The 12,492-nt window shown below is 66.2% G+C and carries 10 protein-coding genes and 1 pseudogene; 4 read left to right on the plus strand and 7 right to left on the minus strand.

Features of this window, described 5'->3' with window-relative positions; translation table 11 throughout:
* On the minus strand, positions 1-279 hold a 279-nt coding region (locus AC5RWU_RS22250), incomplete at its 3' end, for an alcohol dehydrogenase catalytic domain-containing protein (protein WP_494037311.1).
* Between the two features lie 225 nt (positions 280-504).
* Here AC5RWU_RS22250 and AC5RWU_RS22255 point away from each other — a divergent pair.
* The gene (locus AC5RWU_RS22255) at positions 505-2,343 is read left to right on the plus strand and encodes a gamma-glutamyltransferase family protein (RefSeq protein WP_494037312.1); all 1,839 of its coding nucleotides are present in this window, start codon (positions 505-507) and stop codon (positions 2,341-2,343) included.
* An 82-nt stretch (positions 2,344-2,425) separates the two neighbouring features.
* Here AC5RWU_RS22255 and AC5RWU_RS22260 read toward each other — a convergent pair whose 3' ends face one another.
* The 3 genes from AC5RWU_RS22260 to AC5RWU_RS22270 all read right to left on the minus strand — a co-directional run bounded on the left by AC5RWU_RS22260 (position 2,426) and on the right by AC5RWU_RS22270 (position 7,550).
* Positions 2,426-3,604, minus strand: coding sequence for a cytochrome P450 (locus AC5RWU_RS22260; protein WP_494037313.1), 1,179 nt, complete (start codon positions 3,602-3,604; stop codon positions 2,426-2,428).
* A 204-nt stretch (positions 3,605-3,808) separates the two neighbouring features.
* A complete protein-coding gene (locus AC5RWU_RS22265) occupies positions 3,809-4,690 on the minus strand; it encodes a LysR family transcriptional regulator (protein ID WP_494037314.1) in 882 nt (293 codons plus the stop codon).
* A 277-nt stretch (positions 4,691-4,967) separates the two neighbouring features.
* On the minus strand, positions 4,968-7,550 hold the full coding sequence (locus AC5RWU_RS22270) for an ATP-dependent Clp protease ATP-binding subunit (protein ID WP_494037315.1): 2,583 nt from the start codon (positions 7,548-7,550) through the stop codon (positions 4,968-4,970).
* 119 nt (positions 7,551-7,669) lie between these two features.
* Between AC5RWU_RS22270 and AC5RWU_RS22275 the strand changes: the two are divergent.
* Positions 7,670-8,386: pseudogene (locus AC5RWU_RS22275) on the plus strand (pyruvate kinase); the annotation flags it as partial.
* Positions 8,387-8,767: 381 nt separating this feature from the next.
* Entirely contained in the window at positions 8,768-8,971 is a 204-nt protein-coding gene (locus AC5RWU_RS22280) for a cold-shock protein (RefSeq protein ID WP_168486876.1), read from the plus strand.
* 75 nt (positions 8,972-9,046) lie between these two features.
* On the opposite strand, the gene AC5RWU_RS22285 is transcribed toward AC5RWU_RS22280, so the two are convergent.
* Positions 9,047-9,223 (minus strand): hypothetical protein, encoded by a 177-nt coding sequence (locus AC5RWU_RS22285; RefSeq protein WP_494037316.1) that lies wholly within the window; start codon positions 9,221-9,223, stop codon positions 9,047-9,049.
* 209 nt (positions 9,224-9,432) lie between these two features.
* On the opposite strand from AC5RWU_RS22285, the gene AC5RWU_RS22290 reads away from it, so the two are divergent.
* Positions 9,433-9,882: a hypothetical protein gene (locus AC5RWU_RS22290; RefSeq protein ID WP_494037317.1), complete on the plus strand. Its 450-nt coding sequence runs from the start codon at positions 9,433-9,435 to the stop codon at positions 9,880-9,882.
* Here the strand turns inward: AC5RWU_RS22290 and AC5RWU_RS22295 are convergent, their stop codons facing one another.
* Both AC5RWU_RS22295 and AC5RWU_RS22300 read right to left on the minus strand, forming a co-directional pair.
* On the minus strand, positions 9,883-10,902 hold the full coding sequence (locus AC5RWU_RS22295) for a fatty acid desaturase family protein (protein ID WP_494037318.1): 1,020 nt from the start codon (positions 10,900-10,902) through the stop codon (positions 9,883-9,885).
* Positions 10,903-11,174: 272 nt separating this feature from the next.
* Positions 11,175-11,597 (minus strand): pyridoxamine 5'-phosphate oxidase family protein, encoded by a 423-nt coding sequence (locus tag AC5RWU_RS22300; RefSeq protein ID WP_494037319.1) that lies wholly within the window; start codon positions 11,595-11,597, stop codon positions 11,175-11,177.
* Between the last annotated feature and the right edge of the window lie 895 nt (positions 11,598-12,492).

The raw sequence follows: 12,492 nt of genomic DNA on the forward strand, positions 1-12,492 counted from the left end.
GCAGGAACCGCAGTAGATGTTGAACGGGACCATGACGCGGTCGCCGCGTTTGAGGTTCTGCACCGAGGGGCCGACCTCTTCCACCTCGCCGATGAATTCATGGCCGAAGGTCATGCCCACCCGGGTATCGGGCATCATCCCGTGATACAGATGCAGGTCCGAACCGCAAATAGCGGCCAGTTTCACGCGCACGATGGCATCGTTGGGATGCTCGATCGGCGGAATATCCTTCTCCTCCACGCGGACCTTGTAGGGTCCGCGGTACACCATCGCTCGCATTAGCGCCGCCTTGATTTGGTTAGGACCGGACAAAGATTTGATTAGGGCCGGACGAAGGCCTCTTCATGCTAAGCATGCTTGGTATTGGATGTCGAGGGCCGGCGTAAACAGACCCGTACCCGGCTGGCCGCCGTCATGCTGTTGCTCTCAGGCACCAGTGATAAAGTGAGCGTCCCCACACGAGCCGAAAGAAGATGGGGACAGGTACGCGCTGAGGAGGATGGGTTGCGCCACGAAGTGAAGTTCGTTCCGGCTCTGGCCGTGGGGCTTGTGCTTACGCTGGCCGCCTGCGATGCGCCGGTTGCCGCCCCCGCCGAGACAACGAGTCCGGCTGCCTCCACGTCTTCGGCCGCCAACGCGCCGCCATCCACGCTACGCGCAGAACCTTCGCCTGAGGTATCGATTACTTCGCCGGAGGCAGAGCGTCCGCCGCAGGTGGAAGCAGTGGTCTCATCCAACGAACGGGCCACCAACGCTGGCCGCCAGATCCTCGAGGCCGGGGGTACGGCGGCCGACGCCTCGGTTGGCGTAGCGGCTGTGCTCAGCGTCGTCGAGCCGTTCTATTCGAGCGTGCTCGGCGGCGGCACCTGGGCTCTGTACTATGACGCTGACCGCCAGGAGGTCACCAGCGTCAACGGAGTCGGGCCCGTCGGCAGTAAAGCGACCCTGGCGGATTATCGCTCGCGGGCAGACGCCTTCGGCATGCACCAGGCCATTGTCCCCGGCGCCTGGGACGGCTGGATGGCCTGGCTCGAAGAATATGGTGAACTTGAGCTCGGGGAGGTTCTGGCCCCGGCCATCGCGGCGGCCCGGGAGGGCTATCCTGTGAGCTCGGAGATGAGCTACTGGCTGAATCTTCACCAAGCGGATATCCGGAGCAGTCCGATTCTGAGCAGTCTCTACCTCCGCGGCGGCCGCCTGGTCGCTCTCGGCGAGACGGTCCATCAGCAGGATATGGCCGGTACCTTCGAAGCGCTGGTCGCAGCCTATGACAGCGCAAAGGGCGCCGGCCATGCAGCCGGTATCCAGGCGGCCCGGGACTACTACTACCGCGGCCCCATTGCCGCGGCCATCGTGGCCTTCTCCGACCAGAACGGCGGATATTTCACCGAACAGGACTTCAGCGGTTTCGAGGCGGAAATCGTTGAACCGATCTCCGTTGACTACAACGACCAGATCACCGTGTACCAGAACCCGCCCAACAGCCAGGGCATAGCCATGCTGCAGGCGCTGAACATCCTCAAGGGCTACGATTTTTCCGGTCAGTCAGCGCACGATCCCGATGTAATCCACCGCCAGGTGGAGGCCGTCAAGCTCGCCTATGCCGACCGGTATGAGCACGTGGGGGACCCGGAGCGGGCGGAGGTGCCGGTCGCGGAGCTGCTCTCGGAGGACTACGCCGCAACGCAGCGCCAACGCATTGACATGGGCCGCGCCGCCAGCTGGCCGATCGCAAGCGGACTCGACCGGCAGGCCACGGACACCACCACCTTCTCCATCACGGACAGTGCCGGCAACGCGACCGCCGTGACCACCAGCCTCGGCGGCCAGTTTCTGGTGGTCGGCGATACGGGCATCCATATCAATGAACGGATGAACTTCATGTCGCTGGAGGAAGGGAACGTCAACGTCGTTGCCCCCGGTGCAACCGTTCGCCACACCTCGAACCCCTACATGGCGCTGCGGAACGGCAGGCCGTTTATCCTGGGCGGCAATACCGGCATCGACACTCAACCGCAGGGTCAACTGCAGCAGTTCATGAATGTTGTCGAATTCGGCATGTCGGCACAGGAAGCGGTTGCCCAGCCCCGGTTTGTCAGCACGGCGTTTCCCGCGTCGAACAATCCCTATGTAGTCGGGAACACATTGCAGGTGGAATCGGCCTTTCCCGCCAGTACGGTCCGGAGTCTGCGCAGCCGCGGCCACAACGTCGTTGTCGGCGCCGGTATTTTCGGCAGCGCCAACATGCTCGTCGTCTCCGAGGACGGCACCGATGCCCAGGTGGGGGCCGAGCCGCGGAACGAAACGGCGAGCGGTGTGGTCACGCCCGTCAAGTTTCCTTGACACTTCCAAGGGCAGTGAAGGTCTACGGCGGCACCCGGCCGGGTGCCGCCGTAGACCTTCACCTCAGCCGCGGCTTCCTGGCTCAGACGGGCTCGACCCCAAGGACCGGCAGCTTGTTGAGGCTGTGGGTCATGTTGCTGATTGCGCGCTCCGGCTCTCCGACGGTCAGGCGGCGCACCCGGCGGGCCAGAGAGTCAATGACGGCGTGGGCCTCGAGGCGGGCCAGACCCTGCCCAGCGCAGCTGTGCAAGCCGTAGCCGAAGGACAGGTGGTCCACCGGATTCCGCTTGACCAGGAACGCGTCGGGGTCCTCGTAGTGGCGCGGATCGCGGTTGCCGGACCCGTAGAGGATGGCCACCTTGTCCCCGGCGGGAATCAGCGTTCCGTCGATCTCGATGTCCTCCTTGACCAGCCGCGCGAAGGCGTGGGCCGGCGCTTCGTAGCGCAGGACCTCGTTGAACGCGGAAGGGATCAGAGACCGGTCCTCGCGGACGAGGTCGAACTGATCCGGGTGCGCCGCGAACTGCGCAATGGCATTTCCGATTGCCGCGATGGTGGTGTCCACGCCGGCCCCGAGGTACTGGTGGATGATCTGCCCGCAGCTCTCCATCGGGATCTCGCCGCGTTCGGCGGCGTCGAAGATGGCGCGTCCCATGCTGCCTTCCGTCAGGTCGGTGGCCTGGACGTTCACGCACCACTGGAACAGCTCGCCGGCGACCGGGAAGTTCTGCACGGTCCGCTCGTTCATAGGGCCGAGGACATTGAAGGCAGCCTCGCCCCAGCGGAGGATGTTTTCGCGGGCCTCCCCCTGCACACCGATCAGGTCGGTCACCACCTCCAGGGGCAGCGCCCGGGCCAGATCGTCGATCGCGTCGAACGAGCCGCGCTCCACCACCTCGGCCACCATCGCGTCGGCCTTCTCGTCAATGCTCCCCTGGAGCTTGCGGAGCGCGCGCGGCGTGAGGTTTTCGGTGAGCGCCGCGCGGAGCCGCTGGTGCTCCGGCGGGTCGGTCGCCAAGCTCGTCCCGACGAGGGCGGCGTTCATGTCGTCGTTGAAGGCCACGGCGGTGGAGGAGAAGACCTCCCAGTTCGCCAGAGCCTCGCGGATCGCTTCGTAGCGGGTCAGCGCCCAGATGCCGTTCTTTTCGAGACGGACCACGGAGCCCTGTTCCCGCAGTTCGGCGAAGAAGGGGTACGGGTCCAGCAGAACCTCATCGGAAAACAGGTCGATCTTGGATGAAACCGATGTCTCAACGGTCATCAGGCACCTCACATAGTGGCTCGGGGTTCGCATCAGCGGGAAGGCGCGCTTCCCTTGCGAGTCGTTGTCTGCATGGGCGGCGGTGGAGAGACCGAAGTCCCCATTGAGATCTGTCTCACAGCACCGCCACTCACATTCAAGGCCATCGTCAGCCCATGGGGGAAGTGAATAATCCGTATATGTTCCATGCAGGAGCTGAATGCATTACCTGGGCGGCAGGTAGCGGGCCCGCAGCGGTTCGGCGGCCTCGAGGAGGATTTCACGCAGCCAGGCCTTGAACGGGCCCTCGGCGAGCCAGGGGTTCCAGACCATGTCGATGCCCAAGGCCTCGATAGGGAACGGAAACTCCTCCACGCGCAGGTCGAACCGGCCCTCGAATTCCAGTCCGACCTGGTACCGGTGGACCGCCACGCCGCCGCCCGCCTGGGCAATCAGGTGGGGAATGAACAGGTAGTCGGACACGAGCTGGCGCACTCTGTAGGGAATCTTCTTCTCGTGCAGGATCTCGTAGGGGCGCTGGCGTTCCGAGGGCGCGTCGAGAAACACGTGGGGCACTTTCTCCAGCAGTTCCAGTGCGTCAGCTTCCTTAGGCTCATTCCACGACGCGACCACCACCCACCGGTCGTCGTACAGGCGCTCCCGCGGATAAGGCGAGGGAAATGCCTCGGGGAGCAAAACGACGTCGGCCGCGTCCTCCGCAAACGCTGCGCTGGTTGCGACGCTCGTGGTGCGGAGCCGCAGCACGGTGTTCGGCGCCCGCTGCGCCAAGAGCCGGCTGAGCTCGCTGCCGATCACGAAGGCGGTGGTGTTGGTCGTCGCCACGGTGATCAGCCGGCGGTCCACTGCGGGATCGAAGGAGGAACCGGTCACGATCCTCGCCGCCTGGTTCAACGCCTGCCTCAGCGGCGCGATGAGTTCGACCGCCCTGGGCGTGAGCACCATCCCGCGCCCCTGCCGCACGAGGAGTTCATCCCCCAGTAAGCGCCGGGTCCGGTTCAGCCCGTGGCTCATGGCCGGCTGCGACAGCCCGACCTTGCTCGCCGCCTTCGTTACCGACCGCTCTTCCAGCAGCGCCAGGAGCGGCACCAGCAGATTGAGGTCGACGGAGGCGAGCCGGGATAGATCTGCATCTGCCTGAACTCGTCGACGGCGATCCGCACCATGGTCCGGCGCTCATGCGCTGGTCCCATGACGACGGTTCGGGTACCGCTGTGGCGCTCAACTACCGGATCCCGATTCCCAAGCTGCGCCGCCTGAGCAATGCCGCTCCGGCCGCCGCGTCGCCTGCCGCCTGACAGTGCTGTCATAGACAGGGCCGGCCGGGAAGAGACGTCTTTTCCCGGCCGGCCCTGTAGTGTCAGTGCTACGTCGCCAGCGGCTCCGTCACGGCAGCCTCCACGCGCAGCTCCCCGCTGTCGACAGCCACGGTGACCCGACCGCCGTCGTGCACGGCGGAGGCGACCAGCAGGTCGGCGATCCGGTCGTCCAGCTCACGCTGGATGACCCGGCGCAGCGGGCGGGCGCCGTATTCGGGCTCGTAGCCGCGCTCGGCGATCCAGTCCACGGCCTCCTCGCTGACCGACAGGCCGATGCCCTGGGCGGCCAGCCGGTCCTCGGTCCGGGCCAGCTGCAGCCGCACGATCGCGCGCAGCTGCTCCCGGTCCAGCTTGCGGAACAGCAGGATCTCATCGATCCGGTTGAGGAACTCCGGCCGCATGGACTCGCGCAGCCGGCCCATCACCCGGTCCCGCAGCGCCTTCTCCGAACCGAAGCCGTTGCCCTCGCTGCCTCCGGCGGTGAAGCCCAGCGCCCCGCTCTTGCTGGCCAGGAACTCGGACCCCAAGTTGGAGGTCATGATGACCACCGTGTTCCGGAAGTCGACGGTGCGGCCCTGGCCGTCGGTGAGGCGGCCGTCGTCGAGCACCTGCAGCAGCAGGTTGAACACGTCCGGGTGCGCCTTCTCCACCTCGTCCAGCAGCACCACCGAGTACGGCCGGCGCCGGACGCGCTCGGTCAGCTGGCCGGCCTCGCCGTAGCCGACGTAGCCCGGAGGGGCGCCGACCAGCCGGGAGACCGTGTGGCGCTCGCCGAACTCGCTCATGTCGAAGCGGACCATGGCGTCCTCGTCGCCGAACAGTGACTCGGCCAGGGCCTTGGCCAGCTCGGTCTTGCCGACGCCGGTGGGGCCGAGGAACAGGAAGCTGCCCACCGGGCGGCCTTCGTCCCCCATGCCCGTGCGGCTGCGGCGCACCGCCCTGGCGATGGCCGTCACGGCGTCGTCCTGCCCGATGACCCGCCGGTGCAGGTCCGACTCCAGCCGGGCCAGCCGGCTGCGGTCGCCCTCGGTCAGCCGGGCCGCGGGGATGCCGGTGGCGCGGGAGATGATCGCGGCGATCTCGGCCTCGCCGACCACCGCCTCCGGTGACCTTTCGGCGCCCGGGCGGGATCCGGCGTCGTGCGCTTCCGCTGCGGTAATCTTCCGGTTCAGGCCCTCAATCTCGTCGCGCAGCCGGGAGGCTTCCTCGTAGTTCTCCTCCGCGACGGCGGCGTTCTTGGCGTCCTCCAGCTTCGCGACCTGCCGGCGCAGGGCGGCCACGTCAACGCGCGGGCCGCGCTGCAGGCTCAGCCGCGCGCCGGCCTGGTCGATCAGGTCGATCGCCTTGTCCGGCAGGAAGCGATCCGTGAGGTAGCGGTGGGACAGTCCGACGGCGGCGCGCAGCGCCTCCTCCGTGTAGGTCACCTGGTGGTGCTCCTCGTAGCGGTCCTTCAGCCCGGCGAGGATCTGCACCGCGTCCTCAATGGACGGCTCGCCCACGTGCACCGGCTGGAAGCGGCGCTCCAGCGCCGGATCCTTCTCCACCTTGCGGTACTCGGCCAGGGTGGTGGCGCCGACCAGGTGCAGCTCGCCGCGGGCCAGCCGCGGCTTGAGGATGTTGCCCGCATCCATGCCGCCCTCGCCCGCGCCACCGGCGCCGACGACGGTGTGCAGCTCGTCGATAAACACGATCAGGTTCCCGCCGTGCGTGGCGATCTCCTCCATGGTCTTGGTCAGCCGCTCCTCAAAATCGCCGCGGTAGCGGGTGCCGGCCAGCATGCCCGGCAGGTCCAGAGCTACCACGCGCTTGCCGTGCAGCTGCTCCGGGACCTCGCCGGCGACGATCGCCTGGGCCAGACCCTCGATGATCGCGGTCTTGCCCACGCCGGCCTCGCCGATCAGCACCGGGTTGTTCTTGGTGCGGCGGGCCAGGATCTCGATGGTCTGCTCGATCTCCTCCGCGCGGCCGATCACCGGATCCAGCTGGTTGTCCCGGGCGCGGGCGGTCAGGTCCATGCCGAACTGGTCGAGCATGGGGGTATTGTTTTGGGTTGTTTCCGGGGTGCCGGCGTTGGCCTGAGGCTGGGCGCTGGCGCTTTGGTTGGCGCTGGCGTGCTGCAGGGCCTGCGGGGTTACGCCGGCCGCAGCCAGGACCTGTCCGGCGGCCGTCTCCTGGTTGAGCACGAACGCGGCGAACAGGTGCTCCGGATCGATGTAGGTGGAGCCGAAGGCGCGGGCCACCTGGTAGGCGTCCAGCAGGGCGCGCTGCGCCGAGGCCGTGAACGACGGCGGTGTGCCTGGTTTCTCTGCCGAAGGTTCCGGATGCTTCTCCGGCAGCCGCTGCTCGGCTGCGCGGGTGATGGCGGCGGGCTCGGCGCCGGCTAGCTTGATCTGTCCGGCGGCCGGTTCCTGCTCCGCCATGACACGCACAATGTGCAGGGCGTCGACCTCGGTATGGCCAAGGTCGGCCGCGAACCGGGATGCCTGGGCCAGCACTTCGTGTGAGCGGCGGCTCAGCAGCCGGGTGATGTCTACCGTGCGGCGTGACTGGGCTGCACGCTGGCCCTGCAGGTAGCGGGCCAGGAACTCATCGAACGATCCGTTGCCGGCGGGTCCGAAGAACAAGGGCATTGATCCTCCTTGGTAAGTTGAGTGCCTTCGACTCAAGTTAACACAGGGGAGGGGGATTTATTCCGGGGCATAACGGCCGAACTGCAATCCCTGCCTTGGCGGGACGGGAGCGGTCCGGCCTGACCGTCGGAGGGACGGTGTCCAACAACAAAGGCATCAACCTGGCCCATGTTGCCGTCAAGGTTCCCGCACTGAGTGAGAAGGACGAGAACGACCTGCGCTGGGCCATCCGCCGCGGTGTGGATTTCGTCGCGCCCTCCTTCGTCCGGGACGCCGCCGCCATCAGGCGCGTCCACGAAATCATGGATGAAGAAGGCCGCCGAATTCCAGTGATGCCAAGATCGAAAAGCCGCAGGCGGTGGAGGCGCTCCCTCAAATCGTCGAAGCGTTCGACGCGATCATGGTCGCCCGCGGCGGCCTCGGCGTCGAACTTGCACTGGGGGAAGTGCCTGTCGTGCAGAAGCGGGCCATCGAACTGGCCCGCCGCCGGGCCAAACCGGTCATCGTGACCACCCAGGTCCTCGAATCAGACCGGTGACTCGGCGCGCCGCCTGGCACGCCTTCGCCCGCTCAAACCCGTATTTGCCTTTGCCCCGGTGGAGCAGGTGTCGAACCAGTTGGCACTGACTTGGGGCATCCAGCCCGTCCTGACCACCACCGGAAACCACACCGATCAGATGGCAGCACAGGTTGACCGCGGCCTCCGGGACCTGGGAATCGCGCAGAACGGCGACCTCGTCGTCATCGCCGCAGGATCCCTTCCCGGACAGGCCGGATCCATCAACGCGCTGAAAGTCCATAAGGTCGGCGACCCCACCAGCGCCCTCGGCCCCTAGCCGATCGGCAGTACTAACCCCGAAAGCACTTAGTGATGCGGGGCTTGACCTGACACGCCAGGCTGTGTTCGTGGCGGGGGAGGACTGACCGTGACAGAAACATTGGATCCCATCGCGACCGCTAAAGCCATGCACCTGTCATAGGCACTGATATCGGTGTTTGCCTGTAGGCGCATCAGAGTTCGACCGGGCAGCTCCGCCGCCCTGATCCCGGTAACTGACGGGACTTCCTTTCGCGTCAGCCTAACGGCTGGCGGCGGCTGCACGGGAGCATCCTAACTCCTTGCTGCCGGTGCACCTCTCATCTAGGTTGGAAGTGGACGCCCGCGGGGTAGGTTCCCGTCCGGGAACCGGCGGTGCGGCCAAGAAGGAATAATCAGCATGGCAACAGGCACTGTCAAATGGTTCAACGCCGAAAAGGGCTTTGGCTTCATCAGCCAGGATGACAACGGACCGGACGTGTTCGCGCACTTTTCGGCAATCGCCTCCAGCGGCTACCGCTCCCTGGAGGAGAACCAGCGGGTCGAGTTCGATATCGCCCAGGGCCCGAAGGGCCTGCAGGCCGAGAACATCCGCCCGCTTTAACGACTTTCGAACCAACTGCGCCCCCCGGACCCTTAAGGTCCAGGGGGCGCTCCACACGTGGGCGGAATGCACCGTTCAGACAGCCGTACTGTCGGGGATCAGCCAGATGGTGAACTCCTGCGGGTCGATGATCCGCCGGGAGCCGGGCAGGGGCTCAGTGATCCAGGCGACGCCGAGGTCCGGGGCCACGGATTCGACCCTGCCGTGCAGATGGATTACGTCCCCGCGCCGGGCTTCAACGTCGGGCTTCAACGTAGTCGCCGGGCTGGAGCATGCCGACATCCGTGACTTTGAGGCCGGCGCTGAGCGTTTCAGCCATGTCATGCCTCCGGAAGGTGACCGTCGTACGGGCTGTGCTCAGAGGCTCTTCCGGTGGCGGGGCAGTCCTTTGCTCGTCCGGGGGGCGGGTTTTCCGGGTGATCCGGCCGGGACAACTGGGGTGGCGGTGGGAAAATGCGGTTATGAGCATCAATGTTTCATCCGGTGAGCCGGCCGTGGATACTTCGCCCGAATCGGTGCTTCGGCTCACCTCCGTGGTTGCGGTTTCGCGTGAGGTCTACGCGGAGAAGGCCCCGGACCGGTACACGGTGTCGGCGGTGTTTTCCAGGCGGGTCAATCCGGCCGAGGCAAAGCTGATTCAGGGACCGGCGGCCCATGAGCGGTTGGCGGAGCAGGGCTACGAACACGTCCGCCTCGGCATTGACGAGCGGCGGCTGGAGATCGCCAACACCAATCTGGAAGAGCTGAATTCAGGTTTGGCCAAGGTGATCGGCTCCCTGGTCCGGAAGATCAGCGAGCAGGCACGCCGTGAACAGGAACAACGGGACGAAGCGGCCCTGCAGAAGAGCCGCGCGGAGGCGGGCCGCCGCAAGGAAGTCGAGGAACTGGCGCGGCAGATCTCCTTCGACTGACTACCCGCGGTATTGCTGCACGAGCGGGCACCTGAACGGGTCGCCGGATCTGAGGCCTACCTGGTTGAGGTACCGCACGATGGTCCCGTAGGACTCCCACAGGGAGGTTTCCGTGTACGGGACGCCGTGTTCGCGGCAGTACGCGCGGACGGTATGCCGGACCCTGCGCAGGTTCGGCCTGGGCATGTCCGGAAAGAGGTGGTGCTCGATCTGGCGGTTCAGGCCGCCCATGGCAAAGTCCAGCAGCCGGCCGCCGCGGATGTTCCGCGACATCACCACCTGGCGGCGGAAGAAGTCGATGGTGGCATTGGCCGGCACCCAGGGCATCCCCTTATGGTTCGGAGCGAACGCGGCACCGAGCAGGAACCCGAAGACGCTGAGCTGAACGGCCAGGAACGCCGCCGCCTTCCCCGGCGGCAGCACCGCGGCCAGCAGGGCAAGGTAGCCGCCGAAATGCACGGCCAGGAACAGCGCCTCGACCCACCGGTGCCTCACCCCGGCAGTGGCCACGATGGTCCGGATGCTCGCCGCATGCAGCTGGGGGCCTTCCAGCAGCAGCAGCGGAAAGAGCAGATACCCCTGGCGTTTCGCCGCAGCCGCGGCGAACCCCTTCCGTCCCCGGGCGGCCCCGGGGGTAAAGGCCATCACCGTCGAGACAATGTCCGGGTCCCTGCCCACCTGGTTCGGCGCCTGGTGGTGGCGGTTGTGCTTGGTGCTCCACCAGCCGTAGCTCAGCCCGGTCAGGAGCCCGGAAATCACCCGGGCCGCCCACTCGTTCCAGCGGTGCGACCGGAAGATCTGCCGGTGCGCCGCCTCATGGCCCAGGAACCCGAACTGGGCCAGCACCGCGCCCAGCAGCCCCGCCAGAACCAGCTGGTACCACGAGTCACCCAGCCGGACAATGCCGACCCCGATCGCGGCGGTGGCCAGGACCATCCCGATGATCATCATCCAGTAGAACCCGTAGCACCGCCTGAGCAGACCATCCCGCTGAACCTGCCGCAGCAGCTGGGCGTACACGTTTACATGGCCGGCACATTTTCCCGAAGCGGCTGACTGATGTGAGTCCGAAGGTTCACTGTGAGCACTCATCACCGACCCGTCATTCCTGCCCGGGCAACCGGGGCACCTGCGCCGAACTGCTCCTCACTGCTGGGGTCATCTCAGGATAGCCCCGGGGAATAACACCGGGGAATAACACCTGAACGGGTTTGTTTTCCGGCTGGCATCGAAATCCGTGCCCGCGGTCCGGCCCGGCGTCAGGGCAGGGTGCCTCTGCCGTGGGTGCGGTGTCAGCTCTGCGGTTCCGGTCCGCGGGCGAAGCGCCGGCCGGTGATTTTCTGCGGGGTGATTTCCACGTAGATGTTTTCGGGCGTCGGAATCCAGGAGTGCAGGGGAAGCCGGGAAGCGGCCTCGATTTCGGCCCCGGTCCGCAGTGATCGGGCGGTGCCGTGCACGATGACGCTCCAGGCGAAGTCCTCGGTGTAGCCGTCGGTTTCCAGGGCCACCCGGCGATTGATGGTCAGGTTTACGAGTTTGCTGCCCTGGGCGGTGCGGAACAGCACCACTCCGTCGTGGGCGAGGTAGTTGATGGGAAAGATTTCGGGGTAGTCCCCGACACTGACCGCCAGCCGGCCCAGATCGGAGCCGGCCAGCAGGTCCCAGGACTCAGCGGCATCGAGTTCGAGTACGGGATGATCCTGATCGGGCATCATGGTTTTTGTTCTCCCTGCCTGGGCTTAAGACGGATAAGGCGGTCCTGCTGATCACGGCTGGGCCCACAGAGCGGTCCCCGGACCGGATTTGAGCTCCTCCAGGTTCGTATGGGCGATTTCGAGCCGGCGGTCGGACACCGTCAGGCCGTAGCCGGTTCCGCAGCCAGAAAACCCGCGACCACCGACAGCAGCCGAAACGTGAATCCGCACGCGTGTCCATAAGCCGGACGCCCTGCTGGGCATTCGTTCCCGTACCCACAATTTTCCCACACCGGGGAATTCGCCAACGGCTTAGCCCGGGCCATCTCAGGAGGATCCACAGCTGAAGACAGGCACGAAACCTCACTGAGCCAACCGCCCGCGGATGTCGACGTATGCGCTGTTATCAGCGTCTGAAGGAGTTGGTGCAGAGAATCCGGCAGCCGACCCTGGGGTCCTTGGCCCAGGAGGAGCGCGGTCCCCGGTCGATGGTAGCCAGCCGCCGGGTCAGCTCCCTGTGGCCGGGTCCAGCGGCCTGGTCATCACCCGTAGCCTTCTGCACTGGGGCGACATTCCAAGGCGGACGCTATTCGAAGTCTGTACCTCGCCTATGCGTCCGGTCCCTCCACCGACCATGACGTGCAGCCGCGCCTCAGGCAATGGATTGGTTCCCTCCCGCGGACTGACCGTGCTGTCCCGGCGCAACCGCGAAATGGGCATGAGGAGGTCACCGGTGCCCGCATGGTCCCCGCCCTGCACGGAGACAAGGCCATCTGTGCCGAAGAGACTGGCTGGCAGCATCTCCTCGCCCTTTACGCATCCTTGCGGGCAGAATGGGCTCGGAACGGTTTCAACCTGTCGGGAAGGACGCATCAGGTGGGCGCATGGATCGTGCGGGCCGGCAAGCGGGGCGAGA

Source organism: Arthrobacter sp. B0427-1-12 (assembly GCF_059092905.1).